The 19,271-nt window shown below is 47.3% G+C and carries 16 protein-coding genes; 7 read left to right on the top strand and 9 right to left on the bottom strand.

All coding sequences use genetic code 11. From position 1 onward, the window contains the following. Nucleotide 1 precedes the first annotated feature (1 nt). A complete protein-coding gene (locus ENN47_02095) occupies nucleotides 2–1,666 on the bottom strand; it encodes a methylmalonyl-CoA mutase (protein HDP76979.1) in 1,665 nt (554 codons plus the stop codon). A 163-nt stretch (nucleotides 1,667–1,829) separates the two neighbouring features. On the opposite strand from ENN47_02095, the gene ENN47_02100 reads away from it, so the two are divergent. Together ENN47_02100 and ENN47_02105 are read left to right on the top strand one after the other, a co-directional pair. Beyond that, complete coding sequence (locus ENN47_02100; GenBank protein HDP76980.1) at nucleotides 1,830–2,828, top strand: M20/M25/M40 family metallo-hydrolase; 999 nt, start codon at nucleotides 1,830–1,832, stop codon at nucleotides 2,826–2,828. Beyond that, nucleotides 2,825–4,606, top strand: a complete 1,782-nt coding sequence (locus ENN47_02105) for a radical SAM protein (GenBank protein HDP76981.1) — start codon at nucleotides 2,825–2,827, stop codon at nucleotides 4,604–4,606. The genes ENN47_02100 and ENN47_02105 overlap by 4 nt, the downstream gene beginning before the upstream one ends. Here ENN47_02105 and murC read toward each other — a convergent pair. From murC to ENN47_02140, 7 genes are read right to left on the bottom strand one after another with little or no spacing between them, the layout of a single operon-like run. Further along, complete coding sequence (gene murC / locus ENN47_02110; protein ID HDP76982.1) at nucleotides 4,584–5,927, bottom strand: UDP-N-acetylmuramate--L-alanine ligase; 1,344 nt, start codon at nucleotides 5,925–5,927, stop codon at nucleotides 4,584–4,586. The two genes, ENN47_02105 and murC, sit on opposite strands and share 23 nt — an antisense overlap. Beyond that, nucleotides 5,924–6,994 carry a UDP-N-acetylglucosamine--N-acetylmuramyl-(pentapeptide) pyrophosphoryl-undecaprenol N-acetylglucosamine transferase gene (locus ENN47_02115; GenBank protein ID HDP76983.1) on the bottom strand — a complete coding sequence of 357 codons (1,071 nt, stop codon included), beginning with the start codon at nucleotides 6,992–6,994 and terminating at the stop codon, nucleotides 5,924–5,926. The genes murC and ENN47_02115 overlap by 4 nt, the downstream gene beginning before the upstream one ends. Further along, entirely contained in the window at nucleotides 6,981–8,090 is a 1,110-nt protein-coding gene (locus ENN47_02120) for an FtsW/RodA/SpoVE family cell cycle protein (GenBank protein ID HDP76984.1), read from the bottom strand. The genes ENN47_02115 and ENN47_02120 overlap by 14 nt, the downstream gene beginning before the upstream one ends. A 2-nt stretch (nucleotides 8,091–8,092) precedes the next feature. Next, nucleotides 8,093–9,418 (bottom strand): UDP-N-acetylmuramoyl-L-alanine--D-glutamate ligase, encoded by a 1,326-nt coding sequence (gene murD / locus ENN47_02125; GenBank protein ID HDP76985.1) that lies wholly within the window; start codon nucleotides 9,416–9,418, stop codon nucleotides 8,093–8,095. A gap of 9 nt (nucleotides 9,419–9,427) precedes the next feature. After that, complete coding sequence (gene mraY / locus ENN47_02130; GenBank protein ID HDP76986.1) at nucleotides 9,428–10,354, bottom strand: phospho-N-acetylmuramoyl-pentapeptide-transferase; 927 nt, start codon at nucleotides 10,352–10,354, stop codon at nucleotides 9,428–9,430. Next, nucleotides 10,347–11,672, bottom strand: a complete 1,326-nt coding sequence (gene murF, locus ENN47_02135; GenBank protein HDP76987.1) for a UDP-N-acetylmuramoyl-tripeptide--D-alanyl-D-alanine ligase — start codon at nucleotides 11,670–11,672, stop codon at nucleotides 10,347–10,349. Before murF ends, mraY begins: the two co-directional genes overlap by 8 nt. Then, a complete protein-coding gene (locus ENN47_02140; GenBank protein ID HDP76988.1) occupies nucleotides 11,669–13,165 on the bottom strand; it encodes a UDP-N-acetylmuramoyl-L-alanyl-D-glutamate--2,6-diaminopimelate ligase in 1,497 nt (498 codons plus the stop codon). Before ENN47_02140 ends, murF begins: the two co-directional genes overlap by 4 nt. A 107-nt stretch (nucleotides 13,166–13,272) precedes the next feature. Here ENN47_02140 and hrcA point away from each other — a divergent pair, with 107 nt between their 5' ends. Genes hrcA through tsaB form a run of 5 tightly spaced genes read left to right on the top strand, consistent with a single transcriptional unit; the run spans nucleotide 13,273 to nucleotide 17,650 of the window. Continuing rightward, the gene (hrcA, locus tag ENN47_02145) at nucleotides 13,273–14,316 is read left to right on the top strand and encodes a heat-inducible transcription repressor HrcA (protein ID HDP76989.1); all 1,044 of its coding nucleotides are present in this window, start codon (nucleotides 13,273–13,275) and stop codon (nucleotides 14,314–14,316) included. Nucleotides 14,317–14,328: 12 nt separating this feature from the next. Next, entirely contained in the window at nucleotides 14,329–14,976 is a 648-nt protein-coding gene (locus ENN47_02150) for a nucleotide exchange factor GrpE (protein ID HDP76990.1), read from the top strand. A 21-nt stretch (nucleotides 14,977–14,997) separates the two neighbouring features. Next, nucleotides 14,998–16,125 (top strand): molecular chaperone DnaJ, encoded by a 1,128-nt coding sequence (gene dnaJ / locus ENN47_02155; protein ID HDP76991.1) that lies wholly within the window; start codon nucleotides 14,998–15,000, stop codon nucleotides 16,123–16,125. Nucleotide 16,126: 1 nt separating this feature from the next. After that, nucleotides 16,127–16,984, top strand: coding sequence for a YitT family protein (locus ENN47_02160; GenBank protein HDP76992.1), 858 nt, complete (start codon nucleotides 16,127–16,129; stop codon nucleotides 16,982–16,984). Between the two features lie 9 nt (nucleotides 16,985–16,993). Then, nucleotides 16,994–17,650: a tRNA (adenosine(37)-N6)-threonylcarbamoyltransferase complex dimerization subunit type 1 TsaB gene (gene tsaB / locus ENN47_02165; GenBank protein HDP76993.1), complete on the top strand. Its 657-nt coding sequence runs from the start codon at nucleotides 16,994–16,996 to the stop codon at nucleotides 17,648–17,650. On the opposite strand, the gene ENN47_02170 is transcribed toward tsaB, so the two are convergent. Then, nucleotides 17,647–18,831, bottom strand: coding sequence for an alkaline phosphatase family protein (locus tag ENN47_02170; protein HDP76994.1), 1,185 nt, complete (start codon nucleotides 18,829–18,831; stop codon nucleotides 17,647–17,649). The genes tsaB and ENN47_02170 overlap by 4 nt on opposite strands. Nucleotides 18,832–19,271: the final 440 nt, after the last annotated feature.

Genomic DNA, 19,271 nt, shown 5'->3' on the forward strand with positions numbered 1-19,271 from the left:
TCTACAGAATCACTGCTTCGGTGTATTCTCCGAAGACGTCTCTCAGGGCGTTAGCTATTTCACCCAGAGTCGCGTATGCCTTAACGGCCTTCAGTATGAATGGCATAAGATTTCCGCTTCCCTGAGCGGCCTTCTTCAGGTCATCGAGGAGCCTTCGGACTTCGTCATTGTCTCTGTTCTTTCTGAGTGTTTCGATCTTCTTTTTCTGTCTATCCTCAATGGCCGGGTCGAGCCTAAGGAGATCTCTGTCTTGTTTCTCATCGGCAGCAAATTCATTGAGCCCGACAATTATCTGGTCCTTGTTTTCGATCGCAACCTGATACTTGTAGGCGCTGTCGAGTATTTCCTTCTGTACAAAGCCTGCCCTGACAGCCTCGACCATTCCTCCAAGGTCATCTATCTTCTTAATGTAGTCGAGTGCCTTTTCTTCCATTGTGTTTGTAAGCTCTTCAATGAAGTAAGCTCCTCCCAACGGGTCGACTGTGTCCGCTACGCCAGTTTCTGAGGCGATTATCTGTTGTGTTCTCAACGCAATAGTCACGGAATCTTCGGTTGGCAGACCTAGAGCCTCGTCGAAGGAATTAGTATGAAGAGATTGTGTGCCTCCAAGAACTGCGGCTAGAGCCTGGAAAGCAACTCTAACAATGTTGTTCATTGGCTGCTGTGCAGTGAGGGTCGATCCTCCGGTTTGAGTGTGGAATCTAAGCATCATTGCCTTTTCGTCAGTTACATCGAACCTCTCTTTCATAATCTTCGCCCATAGTCTTCTCGCCGCCCTGAACTTCGCTATTTCTTCTAGGAATCCATTGTGCGAATTGAAGAAGAAAGACAATCTCTTGCCGAATACGTTTGGATCGAGGCCTGCATCAATTGCCGCCTGTACGTATGCTATACCGTCGGCGAGAGTGAAGGCGATTTCCTGAACCGAATTTGCCCCTGCCTCTCTTATGTGATACCCGCTAATGCTTATGGTGTTGAAATCGGGGAGGTTCTTGGAGCAGTATTCGAAGATATCCGTAATTAGCCTCATGGATGAATCGGGGGGAAAGATGTAAGTTCCTCTCGCTATATACTCCTTGAGTATGTCATTTTGAATAGTCCCTGTCAGCTTCGAGGCATCCACTCCCTGTTTCTCGCCCACTGCGATGTACATCGCAAGGAGAATGGCGGCAGTGGAGTTAATTGTCATGGATGTGCTTACTCTTTCCAGTGGAATTCCTTCGAAGAGCGTTTCCATGTCCTCCAGCGAATCAATCGCTACTCCCACCCTTCCGACTTCGCCTTCCGACATCGGGTCGTCTGAGTCGTAACCGATCTGTGTCGGCAGATCAAAGGCAACCGAAAGCCCTGTCTGACCCTGAGAGAGGAGGTATCTATATCTGCGGTTTGACTCTTCAGCAGTTCCGAAGCCCGCATACTGTCTCATTGTCCACAGACGGCCCCGGTACATCGTCGGCTGAACACCTCTTGTGAAAGGGTACTCGCCTGGGAATCCAATTCTCTCCACATATTCGTCCTTTGCGGCTGGCGTGTACAGAATCTCTACCGGCCCATCGAAGGAAGTCTTGAACTCCTTCCTTCTTTCGGGAAACCTTTTCAGAAGAGGCATCACTTTTTTGCTTTTCCATTCGTCTTTCAGTCTTTCCAGTCTCTCGTGATAGCTCACAAAATCTCCTCCATTCATGAGTTCTGTATAGTGATTTCAAGATTGACCAAGTGTCTTCTTTAAACTGACTTTGCTATTACGATTATAACTGTCCTGAACCTCTTTGTGAGTCCAACTTCCTAACTTCTTGACCTTAGGCTATAATTGGTTGGGAGGTGTTTTCATGAATCTAGACAGACTGACAGACGTGGTTTTTGTTCCGGGTATGACTGGAAGAGAAGAGATGATAAGGGCCAAGATAATCGAGATGCTTCCCGAAGGTGTTGAGGCCTTTGTAGATGATCTTGGAAATGTCATGGTTGAAGCCGGAAACGGAGAGTCGACAATCGCCTTTGCTGCCCACATGGATGAGATTGGTCTGCTTGTTTCCGGGATTAATTCCGATGGATCTCTCAACTTCAAGAAGGTTGGGGGAATCGCCGACGAACTTCTCATTGGCAGGCATCTCGACGTCATCACCTCTTCGGGAGAATCTATAGACGGAGTCATTGGAATGACACCTCCACACCTCCGAGAAAAGGCAGATCTTTCGTGGCAAAACCTCGTTATCGACGTTGGGACATCTTCCAGAGATGAAACCTCGCGAATTGGAATTGACGTTCTTGATTACGCAGTATTCAGAAAACAGATTTCAATACTGAACGACAAATTCGTGGTCGTGAGATCTCTTGACGATAGATCGGGCTGTCTTGCTCTGCTAGATCTTCTCGATATGTTGGTCAAGGTCAACCTGAACAGGAGAGTCGTTCTTGCCTGGACTGTGCAGGAAGAGATAGGTTTGATTGGAGCGAGAGCGCTCTCAGAAAAGCTAAAACCGGATCTGTTTTTTCCGGTTGATTCCTTCGCCTGCTGCTCTAGACTGACAGGGGACGTTAAGCCTGGGAACGGAGCCGTCTTAAGAATGTCGGACACTTCATCGCTCGGTGATTACGGCCTCGGAAAGCGCCTTATGGAATTTGCAAAAGAGAAGGAAATTCCCCTGCAGGTAGGAGTTACGGGTGGAGGCACCGATGGAATTCCCTTCCAGCAGAAGGGAACAAAGATGGTTCCTCTAGCGCTTGCGGTAAAGTATCTTCATTCCGAGACAGAATACATATCTATGGAAGATTACGACAATCTCTTGAGATTGATGTATCTCATTTCAACTGAATTTACGCTCTGATGAACAGTCAAGAGCGAATAAGGAAGTGGCTAGTCTCTTCGGGAGTCCTCAACAGAGTAGGCAAGCCGAGCCGATATATCGGCAAGGAACTTAACAGGGTAATGAAGAATCCCGCGGAGAAGTTGAGGATACTTCTTACCTTTCCCGATACCTATGAAGTCGGCATGTCCCATTTGGGGCTCAAGATACTCTACAAAGAACTAAATGCAGTTGATGGGTTCTACGCTGAAAGAGCGTACCTTCCCTGGAAGGATATGATCGGCGAAATGTACAACGCCAAGATTCCTCTTTTTTCTTTGGAGACATACACCCCGGCTGTCGACTTCGATATCCTGGGAATAACTCTTCAGTACGAGCTTTGCTACAGCAATGTTCTCGCGCTTCTCGATCTTGCAGATATCCCCCTGCTCCAGAATGAGAGAACAGTCGAACCCATAGTGCTGGGCGGCGGACCGTGCTCGACAAATCCCGAGCCTATGGCCGATTACTTCGACGCCTTCGTAATTGGCGATGGAGAGTCAGTAACCTCGATTCTCTGCAACGCGGTGAAGGAAAACATCTATCTCTTGAAATCCGGGAGAAGAAGCGAGCTACTCCAGTTGCTTTCTCAAGTTCAGGGAGTCTACGTTCCTTCAATAGGGAAGAAGGAAACAGTCAAGGCTATAATCGGAGATCTCTCAGACTACGAGATAGACAGTAATCCTCTAGTTCCATACATGCGAACAGTTCACGACAGGGCAGTGTTTGAGGTAATGCGCGGTTGCAACCGTGGGTGCAGATTCTGCCAGGCGGGGATGATCTACAGGCCGGTCAGGGAGAGAGGAGTGGATGAAATAAGCCGGTCTGTGCGGAAGGTTCTGGAGAAGACGGGGTATGAAGAAATCTCCTTTCTCTCGCTGTCGACTATGGATCACTCTTCCATAGATCTTCTAACTCAAGAGATCCTGCCTTTGCTCCAACCGCAAAGGGTCGCCCTCTCTCTGCCGAGTACGCGCATAGACTCCTTCGGAGTGGAGATCGCTTCTAAGATAGCTTCGATAAGGAAAACCGGTTTGACTTTCGCGCCCGAGGCGGGTTCTCAAAGACTGAGAAACGTGATCAACAAGAACGTATCGGAAGACGATCTTATGTCTACCGTCAAGGCGGCTAGAAAGAACGGCTGGCAGAGAGTCAAGCTCTATTTCATGATAGGACTTCCGACCGAAAGAGATGAGGATCTTGAAGAGATAGTGAGGTTGGCGAGGCGGGTCAAAGCCGTTGGCTTCAGAGAAGTCTCAGTTTCGGCGGCCATTTTCATTCCAAAAGCGCACACACCGTTCCAGTTTTCGCCCCAGATAGGCGAAGTCGAAGCGGCAAGAAGGCTAGGAATTCTGAAGAGGCTTTCTGGAAGAGGAATCCAGCTCAGCAGCCACGATCCATCTAGCAGCACGATTGAAGGTGTTCTCAGCAGAGGGAACAGAAAGGTCGGCAAAGCGATATTGAAGGCCTACAGATTGGGCGCAATCTTCGATGAATGGAACGAGGAGTTTGATGCCGCAATATGGCACGAAGCCTTTCGTGCTGCGGGAATCGATGTAGATGATTATATGAGAGGATACGATATTCACGAAGAGCTTCCATGGGAACATATTTCCATTGGGATCTCGAAGAGTTTTCTTATTGAAGAATACGAGAAGGCACTGAGGGAAGAGACCACCGGTGACTGCAGATGGGAGGGTTGTACCGGCTGCGCCGTTTGTCAGACTGTAAACGTCTCTAATGTGCTTCGCAAAGTTTGAGAGCGCTCATTTTTGATGCTTCAGTGATGTCGCCTGCGCCGAGAAAGAGGATGACGGCATCTCTTTTCTTTTCAAGCCATTCGAGTATCTCAGAGTAGTTCACGGCATGCACTGCCGGAACACCGTAGCTACTCAAACCTTTCAAGACCTCGGTCTCATCGATTGCATACTGCCCCTTTTCGTAAGCCTCGTAGAGCTTGTAGACACAGACCTCGGTTGCATCCTTGAGGGACATCGCAAACCGGCCGTTTTCCCTGACCAATCTCGAATATCTATGCGGCTGAAAGACCACCACAACGTTCTTCCCGGGGAAGAATTCGCGGGCGCCTCGGATGGTACTGCTTATTTCATCAGGAGTATGAGCGTAATCATCAAAGAAAAAGAGGTTTCTGAAATCATCGAGACCTCTGAAAGTGAACCTTCTGTCAACCGACCTATATGACTCCAAGGAGTTCTTTATCGAATCAATTGGAACTCCCATTTCGCGGGTAAGAGCAACGGCTGCAGCTGCGTTGTAAGCGTTGTATTCCCCTGGGATCATGAGCTTGAAGACTCCGAGATCGGTATCGCCCTTCCAGCATCTGAAGGTCTGATTCATGATTCCAGTCGCTCTGTCGGAGAAGCGATAATCGCCTCTGTCTCTTCCGAAGGTTAGAGTGCCTTTGAAAATCCTTTCGGAAATTGGATCATCTGCATTCGTAACCAACATCTTTCCGACGCCTCTGGCGAAATACTTGAAGTGATTTTTGAGATTATCGAACGAGTTATCGTAGTGCTCGAGGTGATCGCCCCGTACGTTGGTGATTATCGCGTAGTCAGGCTTAAAAGAAGCAAAGAAGCCATCGCTCTCATCAAGCTCACTCACGATAAGACCCTCGCCCTTTCTATAGTTTCCATCGCTCAAGAGAGGATTTATTCCACCGAGTAAGACTGTAGGATCTCTTCCGGAGTCGACAAGAATTTTTGAAACCATAGCTGTAGTGGTTGTCTTTCCATCGGTTCCAGTTACACAAAGAGAAGTGTTTCTCGAAAGAAGGTTCTTGAGCAGTTCCATTCTGTATATTGTTGGTACACCTTCCGAAAGAGCCCTAACCAGCTCCGGGTTTCCCTGTTTAATGGCAGTTGTTCTAACCACCACATCGGGTTTTTCGAAGTTCTCATAAGAATGGCCAATAAAAATATCTATGCCTTTTGCGCGAAGGTAGTCTACCCTTTCGTTCTCTTCGTAATTCGATCCATAAACCTGGTCACCCTCAGATGCTAAGTGCATTGCCAGACCGCTCATGCCAATTCCGCCAATGCCAATAAAATGATATTTCAAATCGATTCCTCCCGGAGTATATTATCCAAAATAATCTCAACTGGTCTTCTTGGAGGTTTGTAACAGGTCTCTCTTTGCAACATTTCTCTTATTGCAATGCTCAAAGCTGTGGAGGTCAAATTCTCTTCCAGTATAACATAACCCAATCCAACTCTTTCCAGCGAGCGAGCGTTGTGAAATTGGTGATTTTCCGCGGCGCCGGGCCACGGTATTATTATACCCTTTCTTCCAAAATACTGTAGCTCTGCGATAGTAGTTGCTCCTCCCCTTGACACGACGAGATCCGCACAGGCTATTGCGTCTGTAAGGTCCTCTATATAGGAAAAAGAGCGAACAAATGGGAATCGATTAAGAGAGAGGGCCCGGTTATCGTCACCAGTAGAATGGAGAAAAGCTAACCTGTCACGGCTCTTTTCAAGTTCGCTGTAAAACTTTTCTAGAGCGCTATTTATCACTTCCGATCCAAGACTTCCACCCAGAACGACAATCAAAGGACTTTCCTCTGCAAGATTAAATCTTTTCATTACTTCACTTCTCGTTGATTTCGCCTCTCTTACCGGATTACCCGATAAGATGATCCTGTCTGGCGGCAATTCGAGGCTACTACGGCTCTCTTCAAATGAGATGAACAATAGCCTTGCATACCTTGCAAGACTCTTGTTTGCTATTCCCACCACTGAGTTCTGTTCGTGAATGTATATCGGTATCCCTAATTTATGAGCGGCTTTGACAACTGAATAGGAAACATAGCCCCCGGTCGAAAACAGGAAATCTGGTGAGAATTCGGCCAGACGCTCTCTTACAGATCTCTCGGTCTTGAAGTGAGAAAAGAGTATCCCCGCATTTGTGGGGTTGTACAGCGGCCTCTTAAGACCCGTCAGCTTCAAAGGGACTATCTTTGCTTCTGGAAAGTTTTTTCCAACGCTCCTGTCATCTATCTTTCCAGAGACAGTGAAGTACATAAGATCGATTTCCCCTAGCCTTTTTAGCTCCTGCAAGATCGAGACGGCAGGATAGTAATGACCACCGGTTCCACCACCGCAAAAGGCTACCTTAAGCTTTCTCATTTTCTTTTTCCTTTTCTTCTTCCGATTCGATAAGTATGGAGAAGACCAGGCCGTAACCGATCATCAAGGACATTATCGAAGAACCGCCGGAGCTTACAAATGGCAGGGTAACCCCGGTTGCCGGGAAAAGGCCGAGATTGACAGCTATGTTGATGGTTGCCTGTATCATTATGTAAAGAGCAAATCCGACTATATATAGTTTTCCTTCGAGAGCGGTCGAGCCCCTCAGGCCAGCGACGATGAGTTCCCTTATGAAGCCCACAAATGCGAGCATCAACACAAGCAGGCCAACCAGGCCGAGCTCCTCTCCGATGACTGCGAAAATAAAGTCGGAGTAACTAACGGGAAGGTAGTACTTGACTAGTCCCATTCCAAGCCCCGTACCTGTGAGGCCACCGGAAGAGATAGCCATGAGCGAGTATGAAACCTGTTCATGTTCCTCACCGGTGAAGGAGGACAGAAAGGAAGTTATTCTCTGAATCTGATATTCTTCTATGAATCCGCCGCTGTAGAGAACAAGAATCAGAATAACTACGAAGATCAACGCAAGACCAATGTATTGCATCTTTATTCCGCCGATTATCATCATTACAAATGTTATCGCAACCATAATGCCAGTGGTCGAGAGGTCTGGTTCAATGAACACGAGCATTGCGAGTGGAGCAAGAATCCCCAGCGGAATCAAGAAAGTGGTAAGAAAATTTCTCTTCTTAAGACCTCCGAAGTATTTGGCGAGTACGATCAACAGAGAGATCTTTGCGAACTCCGAAATCTGGAGAGAAAAGCTTCCGATATCTATCCATCTGTTTGAACCGCCCCTGTCGGAAAAGAAGAGAACGGCGACAAGCAGTATTAGCGTAAGTGGATAGTAGACTGTGAAGGCTCTCTTGAAGTGCCAGGAGCCCTTCATATAAATAATTATCAGAGCTCCAGCGAGTCCTATAGCAAAGGCAATCAGCTGCCTCTCAAGAAACTCAGAAGCAGTCACTCCGGGATGCCTTGCCTCCATGCTTATTCCGGCGCTGTAAATGAATACTAGTCCAAATATAATGAAGACACTTGAGTACAGCGCCAGCATTAGATATGTTCTCTTCATGATCACTCCAATGCGTTTACTATCTCTCTGAAATGATTTCCTCTCTCTCCATAGTTTCTGTAAAGATCGAAGCTGGACCCTGCCGGACTCAGAACCACGCAATCGCCATCTTTTGCAAGCCGTTTGCTTATGGACACTGCATCGGCCATGTCCCCCGCATCAGAAAAGGGGATTCCCCTCATTTGAAGTTTAGCAGATAAAGTCTTCATTGAGGTTCCCATCATGACAACGTGTTTCAGTTGACCTAACTGTTCGATCAACTCGATGTATGTCTCATCCTTCTCCTGACCCCCGAGAATCAGAATTGTCTTCGATAGTTCGAAGTTCCTCAGAGCAGCACTGACTGCGTGGGCGTTGGTCGCCTTCGAATCGTCGTAGTACTTCACCCCTTCAAACTCTCTCACCAGCTGGAGTCTGTGGGAGAGAAAAGAGTAGCTTTTCAGCTCTTGGAAAACATCTTCAGCCGGAAGGCCGATGAGTTGTGAGATCATCAAAACTACCAGTGTATTCTCGAAGTTATGTAGACCGACGTATGGAAGATCTGCCGTCTTGAACTCTACACCGGAGATTCTCAAGTATTCCCTGTCGAAAGTATCGTCTCCCGAGTTCGACATCGAGAACAAACGAAGCTTGCAGTCGGCAAGCGACTCTTTATAACTATCTATAATTCCCTCTGGCAGAAGAGTCATTCCTTCTGTCATCTTTGCCAGCCGTAGTTTGGATTTGAAGTAGTCGTCAAGGCTCTTATGATAGTCGAGGTGGTCTTCTCCCAGATTAATGATAACAGAGAGATGAAAACGCTTCTGCTCATTTGCAAACCACCTGAGCTGAAAGGAACTGACTTCGAGAACGTAGTAATCGAAGTCTTCGCCCGTGACGCCGGCTAGAGGATCTCCCAGATTTCCTCCCTGAAAGACCCTTCGCTTCTTTCCGGAGATGATGTGATTCAACATAGTTACGGTTGTCGATTTTCCGTTTGTTCCGGTCACGCCTATTACGGTTCCCCTGGGCTTAGACCACAGTCTGTCGAGAGAGACTTCAAGCTCGGTTGTGAAGTACTTGCCCGAATCGATAATTCTACTGCCCACTTCGGAAAATGGCGAAACCCCAGGAGAAACGACGAAAGAATCGCAGCCAAACAGCTTATCGGTATGTCCACTCTCTTCAAATTCTATGGCGTGCCCTTTCAAGAGTGTCTTTGCTTCTTCTGCTATAGCTCCGCTGTCGGAAACAAACAGCGATAGTGGGCCCCTTTCTTCAACTAACGTCGTCAGGAGTTTCTGATTGGATATTCCGAATCCCACAAACCCGATCTTTCCTTTTAGCATCATACGCACCTACCAGGTTAGCAGTCCAAAGACTGCTCCAATAAAAGAGATCAACGAAAATCTGAAGGCGATCTTGCTTTCTTTCCAGTTTGAAAGCTCGAAGTGATGGTGTATGGGAGACATTTTGAACACCCTCTTCCCAAAGGTTTTGAAGGAAAACACCTGGATGATGACGCTGAACATCTCGACAAGGAACATCATGCCGAAGAATAAGAGGTAGCCTTCCCGGCCGTCCACGGAAAACATAACAGCTATCATTCCGCCCAATCCTATCGCTCCGGTATCTCCCATAAAAACAGACGCTGGAAACCAGTTGTGCCATAGAAAGCCTGCGAGAGCGCCGCAGATCGGTGCGATTATTCCGTTCTGCCAAACAGGAAGGAAAAGCATCGGAGCAAGCGAGAAAATGAACATCGAACCTGCCAGTCCGTCAACTCCATCCGAGAGGTTCACTGCGTTGCTCATTCCGGCGATTATTACTGCCGAGATTGGATAGTAGGCAAAACCGAAGTCGATCTTCCCGAGAAGGGGAAGCGTCATGTGAGTGTGGGGATTGGCAAATTGAATGAGAAAGACAATTATCGAGGCCGAAAGGAACTGCAGCAACAGTTTTCGTCTGCCGCTCAAACCCGATGCATTCTTCTTAACGATCTTTGAAAGGTCGTCGACAAGTCCAATAATTCCAAATAGCACGCCCGAGAGTATCACGATCAAGATTTCGATACTGAAGGCAAAGATCAAGGCTACAGAAAGCGCGATGGGAAGGAAAATGATCCCCGCCGCCGTGGGCGTTCCGGTTTTGTAATTGTGGAGGTCGGGCCCTTCCTCTCGAATATACTGACCGATCCTATTCCTTCTCTGGTATCTCTTGAAGGGCTCGATGGCAAGTGCGCTCAACAGAAACGCCAGAAGGAAGGACAAGGCTTCTCTAGGCATTTCGAATCAGCTCCATGAAGGATTCATAAACTCTTTCAAGGGCTACCGCTCTTGATGCTTTGAAGAAGATCAGATCTCCGGGCACGACGTTTCTGTGGAGCCAGGAAGCCACTTCCCCAATTTCACTGCTTACAAAGGAAGGCTCCACATTCTTCGAAGCCGCTTCAATTGCTTTGTCCTGATTGAAAAAAACCGTTTTGTCAAAGCTCTTCAAGAGTTTTCCCAGTTTTTCGTGAGTTCGCTTCGACTCCCTACCCTGTTCTAGTATTGATCCTGCAACGGCTATCTTTCTTGAGTGTCTTAGTTTCTGAATCGATACTATTGCCGATTCCCAGGATTCGAGGCTGCTGTTGTAGAAATCACTTATCAGGGTTATCCCGTGGAGAGTCTCGACTGAAAATCTGTCCTTGAAAGGCAGCCTTAAGTCATTGAGAAAAATAGAGGGCTCGGGGAGGCCCGCAAAAAGTGTCACAAGATAAGCGGCCCCAAGATCCATCAGCTGTCCGTAGCTCCAGATACCCTTTAACCTTGCAAAACGATCTCCTTGACAGTCGAAGTGAAGCATCGTGTCGCACCCGTCGTATGAGAAATCAATTATGGAAAAGTCGGCGTTGTCTCTTCCAAAGAGGGCTGTCTCCACCGGTAAGCTGGCGGCAAACTCCCTAAGCCTTTCATCACATCCTCCCAGTATTGCCTTGGTGAGCCTGCTCGAATCGAATATTGAGAGCTTCTCCATCAGCAGTTCTTCGGGTTGATTGAAGTTTCCCACATGAGCAGTTCCAACGTTGAGAAGTACGCAGATATCTGGCTCCACGAGATTAACAAGACTCTCTATGTCTCCCCTAGCACTTGTCCCGAATTCGAAGACTCCGTACTGAGATGAGATTAGCCTTCTCCTGTTTTCGAGCAGAGACAAAGGCAAGCCGATTTCTGTGTTCAAATTGCCGGCCGTTTTGAAGGTCTTTCCAAGTTTCGAAAGAAGATGCGCCGTTATCTCCTTCGTTGTGGTCTTCCCGTTAGAACCAGTGATTCCGATCCTGCTCTTCAGGTGTGATCGAGAGAGAACTTTTCTTGCCGCTTCTACTAGTAGTTCTTTAGTATCGTCAACCGTTATTACTCTGCTGTTTGCAGATGATCTGCTGGAAAAGACCAGAGAAGCTCCTGCCGATAGGGCATCGTCAACGAAGTCGTTACCATCCACACGTTCGCCCTTCAGTCCCACGAAGACATCTTCGTTCGACACTCTTCTTGAATCTATTACAATCGGTCTTTCTTCTGTGCGAATCAGAAATTCTTCAACCGTCGATTTCGGTATCACTTCTTGATGTGCCTCCGGAACTTGCTCTCGAGTATGTCCTTTACTACCAGTTTGTCGTTGAAGGGAACCTTTCTGTCACGTAGAATCTGAAAGTCTTCATGGCCACGTCCGGCTATCAAGACCATATCCTGGCGGTTCGCCAGCGTAAGCGCAACGGATATTGCTTCCCGTCTGTCGGGAATGACAAGATACGGCTTGAACTTGTCTACGCCGCTTTCAAGATCCTGTAGAATCTCTACAGGGTCGTCAAGCTTTGGATCGTCGGAAGTGAGAATAACCACGTCACTGAATTTAGAAGAGACCTCAGCCATCAACGGCCGCTTTCCTTTATCGGCCGACCCACCGGCTCCAAAGACAAGAATCAACCTCCCCGGAGTCAGTCTTCTAGCAGTCTTCAGGAGTTTCTCCATAGCATCCGGTGTGTGCGCGAAGTCAATCACAACATCGAAGCCGTATTTGGTTGCTTCCTCAACAAACTCGAATCTTCCGGGCACGCCGCCGAAAGAGGAAATTGCTTTGGCTATGTGATTAAGGTCGTAATTAAGTGAATTGAGTGCGGCAATGGCGGCCGCAATATTGTAGGCATTGTGTTCTCCAATCAATCTCGAATAGATTCTGTGTGAGGAGCCGTAAGGAGTCTGTATCGTGAAATCCATTCCCGTTCGGGAAATATCCAGATTCTCGATCCTGTAATCCGACTCGTCACCAAAACCGTAAGTGGTGATTCTGTTTCTGGCGATGTGGATGTCTGCAATGTTCAACCTGTCACCATTTGCGATGGCGATTCCATTTGCCTTCAACAAAGAGAACATCCTCATCTTAGACCTGTAGTAATCGTCAAAGGTGAGGTGAAAATCCAGGTGATCTCTTGTCACGTTGCTGATTATTCCAACATCGAAGCGCATTCCCTCTACCCTGTTCATTGAAAGTGAGTGAGAAGAGACCTCCATTATGAAATACTCGCTCTTCATCTTTGCCGAAAGCTGGAGAAGTTTCGCCAGTTCAACGGGCCCTGGAGTTGTATTTTTTGGGTTCGAATATATACTCTCACCCACAACATTTCTCACGGTGCCTATCAGTGATGCCTTTCTTTCAAATGAAGAGAGAACATGGTAGATAAGGGTTGTGATGGTCGTCTTGCCATTTGTGCCAGTTACACCGATAGTAGTTAGTTTTCTGTAAGGATGGCTGTACTCTTCCATGGTAAGCAATGCCTCGACAAAACGGGAACTCTTCACATAAACAACAGGAACACTCACTTCCTCGTCTTCTATCGGCATTTCCGCTATCAAAGCGACTGCGCCCTTTCTCTGAAGTTCCCTCGCAATCAGATGTGAATCGAAACTCGTTCCCTTGATACATATGAAGAGGTTATTCTCTCTAAGAACTCTTGAATCACTCTCAATATGATCAAATTCCGGATCGATGTTACCGGGATTCACCACCTGAAGAACACTGTTGCCGAGGAGTTCTATGACCTGAGATAACCTCATTGATCACACCCCTTTCGCTCTTATTGATTGTATCATCGGTCTCTGAAGTTGACAACAGAGGCGGCATATGGTAACATTTATTAGCAGTCTATGGGAGGGAGTGCTAAGTGTCGAAAAAGCGAACAGGTGGCCCAGAACTGAATCCAAGGCAGATAAGGGTGTTATACTGCGTTTCTAGAGAATACATCTCTTCTGGAAAACCTGTGAGTTCTAAACAGGTTCTGGAGCACTCTAATCTCAAGTTCAGTTCTGCAACGGTAAGAAATGACATGAGAAAACTCGAGTTTCTAGGATATATATACCAACCCCATACCTCTGCGGGCCGTGTTCTGACGGACAAGGGGTTGAGGTTTTACCTTGATTCGGTAAGGACCATCACCGAAGATCTCCAGGAGAGCAATGTTGCGATAGCTATAAGACAGACAAGCGTTGTTGGTGATGTGGAGCATCTCTTGCAGGGGATGACAAGGATACTTGCTCGTGCCGTATCGGGATTCGTGGTGATTGAGAAACCCAAGTTTGACGGCTTGCTTGTCAACAGCGTAGCTATTTCGAAGATAACCGATGGCTACCTAAACGTGTCAATAGTCACCGATCTTGGAGTCAGTCTTAACACTACTGTTTTTGTAGGCACCAGCGATTTCGACATTTCCAGTTTTCAGAGGTATGTAAATATGGCCGTCGTAGGAAAGAATATCGGCGAGATAAGAAAGGGAATCAGAAATGTAGAACTGAGATACGATCAGTGGCACGACAGAAGATTCCAGGATATCATACACTTCTTGCAGAGCATATTCGAGAAGGAAAACGAAGAGAAGTACTACAAGTACGGCCTAGAGTTTATTATTTCGAACGACCATCTCGATTCTTCAGATATCTCTGGCCTTGTAAGATCTGTGGAAAATCCGAGGAATCTTGAGTTGTTGCTAAGCTCCTTTGGTGAATTCGATGATTACAGGGTCTTCATAGGCGATGAAGTAGGCAGGGATGAGCTCAAGAACTTTGCGGTGTTTGCCTCCCCATACACAAGAAAAAATGAGAAGATAGGATATGTCTTCATTATTTCGCCGAAGCTGACCTACTACGAGAAGATAAACGCGTACTTGAACTTTTCAATAAACAGATTATCAGAGGTTTTTTCGAATAGATAGGAGGAAGGCAATATGAGGCAAGCCAAAAATGAAAAGAATCTAGAAGAAATCAAAAAAGAAGTAGATGAGAGAGAAAGACTCGGAGAGAACGAGATTCAGGGATCCGAAATGCGCGAAGAGTCAGAAATAGAAGAAATCAAGGAAGGCCAAGAAAGAAACGGACATGCAAGTGGCGCTGAAGAAGAGTCTGAGATAGACGAGACGGAAATGTTGAAGAATGAGATAAGAGCGCTTAAGGAAGAAAATGCAAGACTTAGAGCGGAGTTCATCAACTACAGAAATGCCCTTATTCGCGAATCGGAAGAGAACTCAAAGAGACACAAAGAGAAGACGATTCTCAAACTAATAGATGTGTACGATAATCTTGGACGTGCTCTGGAAAACGCTGAAGATTCAAGCGAGGGTCTCGTCTCGGGTATTAGATTGATTCACAAATCTATCGAGCGGCTCATGCTTGACGAAGGGCTCTCACTTATACTTCCCGAGATCGGCAAACCCTTTGATCCCTTTTCCCATGAGGTTGAGGAGACCGTTTCTTCAAACGATGTTTCGGACATGGCCGTTTTTGGTGTCGTGGAAAGCGGATACAAAATGAATGGCAAGGTTCTCAAACCTGCTAGAGTCGTTGTTGCCGTAAACAACTCTTCTGAGTTCGAGTGAGAGCCTTCGGTGGTGATATAGATGGCTCAGTCAAGAAAAGATTATTATGAGATTCTCGGAGTTTCTCGAAACGCTTCCGACGACGATATAAGAAAGGCATACAGGAAGCTGGTCAAGGAATGGCATCCGGATGCCTATAAGGGATCCAGCAAGAAGGATGCTGAATTGAAGTTCAAGGAGATCCAGGAGGCGTATGAGGTTCTCTCAGACAAGGAGAAGAGGGCAATGTTCGACCGTTTCGGATATGTCGGCGACCCCTCTTCATTCAGCCGCGGTTCGGGGAGGACGCCGGGAAATGCCGGAGGAAATTTCGACGAAATCTTTGGGGATTTCCAGGATGTCTTTGACGTCTTTTTTGGAGGAAGCAGATCCGGTGCCAGCAGCAGATCTCAGGGGCCGCGAGCAGTCAGGGGAGAGGATATTCACGCTTCGGTCGTTATTGAGCTGAGAGACGTAATCCTGGGGAAGAAAGTAGTTCTCGAATACGACAGGAACAAGGTCTGTCAGAGCTGTAACGGAACGGGTGCGGAGGACGGAACAAGCTATAGAACCTGTCCCACGTGTAACGGCAGCGGTTATGTGAAGGAAGAGCATAGATCATTCTTTGGAATGTTTAGCAATACCCATGCCTGCAACACCTGCAACGGTTCGGGAAGAATAATTGACAAGCGATGTGGTGTTTGCGGCGGAAGAGGCTTCGAGAAGGAGAGACACAAGGTCAGTGTAACGATTCCTGCGGGTGTTGAAAATGGCGCAACGCTGAGGATTGGCGGTCATGGGAATGCAGGACAGAATGGAGGCCCGTATGGCGATCTTTATGTCAGTGTTAGGGTCGAAATGCCCACGGAGTTCAGGCGTAGCGGGAATGATCTTTATATCAGCAAAGAGATAGACTATGTTGAAGCGGCGCTCGGTACTACATCAGAGGTTTCGCTTCCAGAGGGGGGAACGGAGACCCTCAAAGTCCCGGCGGGGACAAGTCCCAACACGGTCTTCAGAATGAAGAATCTCGGCGTTCCCAGTGTATCTGGAGGTAGGCGCGGAGACCTACTGGTAACCGTAAGAGTCAATATTGGCAAACCTTCAAGCAAGGAGAAGAAACTTCTCCAGCAAATTGCGAAGCTCAAAAATTCGAGGGTTGTAGAGTGAGTTGAGCAGGAAGACTTTTCTCGATTACTTTCTGATCACGATTGGATCAGCGCTTACCGCAGTTTCAATAGTGTCATTCATGATCCCAAACAACATCATTGCCGGCGGGGTGAGCGGACTGGCAATAATTGTTTTTAGGGTCTTTGGACTCTGGGTAGGTGCCCAGATGTTTGTGTACAACATTGCTCTCTTTCTTCTTGCCTTCGTGATTTTGGGAGTGGGTTTTGGAATAAAGTCAATATACTCTGCGGTTCTGATGTCCTTGAGTGTTGATCTTCTTCAGAGAGTGAAATTCCCAGTTTTCGATGCCTCTACGACTCAAGACGGCTTTCTTCTGGTGGCAATTTACGGCGGTGTAATTGCAGGTGCGGGAATGGGCTTGGTTCTCTGGCGAGGGGCCTCGACCGGAGGTACGGACATCCTTGCGATGATATTTTCCAAGTATCTTGGCTTCAGCACTGGCACGGGTCTACTGATCAGCGATTCATTAATCACTTTGCTTGCGGTCCTTGTGTTCGGTCCAATTGCTGCTATGTACGGGATTATAACGATTTTCACCACCAGCAAGACAATAGACGGAATAATCGAGGGTGTGGGAAACACCAGGACGGCCTTTGTGATAAGCAAGGAAAGTGAATCGATAAAGAGTCGAATCATCAAAGAAATGGAGCGCGGTACTACAATGTTGAAGGCCACCGGCGGCTTCTCGGGCGAGGATAGGCCTGTCCTTATGGTCTCGATTAGACGAAGGGAGATCGGACAGTTGAGGCATATTGTGAAAGCTACAGACAAACGGGCCTTTGTTATAATAGTGAACAATTCTGAAGTCTTCGGCGAGGGCTTCAAGAATCTTAACTGAGGAGATGCGATGAAGTACATATGTTTCGATACTTCTTCAAGAACCCTTCTTCTCTCTGTCAGTAATGGCAGGGCAGTTATTGACGTCAGAGCGCAAGAGATCGACAGATACGGCTCGATGTTGGCCGTAATCATAAAACAGTCCATGGAGAATTCGAAGCTCAAAGTCTCGGAACTCGATTTCATTGGAGTTGGGGTCGGACCCGGTTCGCTTACGGGACTGAGGGTCGGTATCTCAACGGCAAAGGGAATGGCTTTTCCCTTCGATCTTCCCACCGTCCAGTTCAACTCTCTTGACATTCTTGCAAGGCCGATCGACAGCGAGAGATTCGCAGTCTTGAGACGTGGAAGAGAGGGGCACTACTACTGGAGAGAGTACAGAAATGGAACTCCCTTTGGAGAGACGAGTTTCACAAGCACGGCAGAACTTGTTTCTCGAATCGACGCTTCAGAGATCGAGCTCTTCCTAGATGGCGAGAAGGATCCGTTATTTAACGGCTTCAGAATCAGTGAAGTGAAGCGGTACGATCCCTCCATAATGAGAGACATTGCTGTCGAGAAATTCTCTGGCGGGGAAACAACAAAGTACTCCAGTTTGGAGCCGATTTATCTTCAGAAGTCAATAGCCGAGATAAACTGGGAGAAGAAGTCCGAAGGAGAACATTAGTCTTTTCTCAAAAGAATCAGTGGAACAAGCATTTCCTCAGGAGTCATTCCCCCGTGTCTCCCTTTAAGAGAGTGTTCCTGCCCGGTATATTTGAAACACAATGAATAATCACCTTTAGAGATAGTTATTAACTCACCTCTTCTCTTTCTCAGGGTATTAGTCAAAGATTTTCCAAAGAGCTTCATCTCGTCGGTTTCCGATGGTTCAAGAATCTCCAGATAATCCCCGAATTCCTCCTCCATCTTTTTCCTGGTCTTTTCTCTGTCACGGGAATAGATATAAGACATCCGCTGCTCGCCTCCGGGCATCGAGTACATCTCCTCAAAGACAGGATCGAACTTTGACCACCAGATCTCGTGTTCCCAGGGGGTTTCAATTTGACCGTGATCGGCTGTGATTAATAATGCGGTGTCTTGCTGCACCCTCTCTTCGAAAAATCTTTCAAATGCGGAGAACAGTATTGCAGTCTCCGAAATATATGACAGGGAATTCGGTCCGTATCTGTGGCCGTACGTGTCGATAAGTCCCCAGTAGACAACGGTCAGGTTTGGACCTTCTTCCGATGAAAGAATAACATCTAACTCTTCAAACATATCACCAAGGCCGTGTACGCCCCGTGCAATACCTCCGCGCGAATGCATCCTCGTCAAGCCGGTGTTCACGAAGCTCTTCGAAGTAAGGTGGTATCCTTTCACACCCGCTTCCTTGAGAGATTCGAAGACGGTAGGTCTTTGATTGAACTTGAGAGGATCGAAACCCAGTCTGGTGAGGTTGTCTCTGTCTTGAGTGTAAGGAGTCAATTCGATCATATTTACAAGTCCACCGAACTCCGGCATGTTTTGAAGATAACCCATTATTCCGTGTTCTCCTGGAACCGATGCGGTAAATATCGACGTGAGGGCACTCGAAGTGGTCGAAGGGAAGACGGATGTCAGCATTCTTAAGTCCTCTCTTGTGAAGTATTTGAAGCTGTTGCTCTCCAGCACTTTCGAGAGATTGTAGTAACCGACTGCATCCACGATGAACACGACAAGCTTCTCTATTCCTTCAAGATCCAGCCCGTTCTCTGGAAAAGAGTATTCCTTCACCCCGGAGGGTACCTCAGCTCCAAAATGCTTCAGAATGGCCGCCGATAGGTTTACTATAGAATTACCGTCGTATCGTGGATAGATGAACTCCATTGCAAACTCCTTCCACTCTTTGACATCAAAGCAAAACGGGCCTCTGCAAAGAAATGCCTGTTTCAGAAAATCAGTATTTGCTTTGGTTCTCAATCATTCTACAATTATATACGATCGCTGCCCCGACTTTCTTACTTACGGACGCAGAGAGCGGCACTTGCCTTTTGACGGCTATTGAAAAGAGCCCGGTTCCGGCCTTGCAGCCGAAGTGGGCTCAGACTCGTTCTTTTTGATTCGCAATTCAAAACATATCGGCAGGGAAGAACATGTCGAGAGAAAACTACTCTTTCACTCCTCCCTGTGTCAAACCTCCAACAATGTAATCCTGTAACACCAGGAAGAAGATCACCATAGGGACTGCACCGATGAGAGCCGCTGCAGTAAATGGTCCCCAGCTTGTCTCGAATCTTCCCGAAAACTGCCAGAGTCCCACCGCGTAA

The sequence above is a fragment of the Mesotoga infera genome (genome assembly GCA_011045915.1).
In the GTDB taxonomy this organism is placed as follows: Bacteria; Thermotogota; Thermotogae; order Petrotogales; family Kosmotogaceae; genus Mesotoga; species Mesotoga infera_D.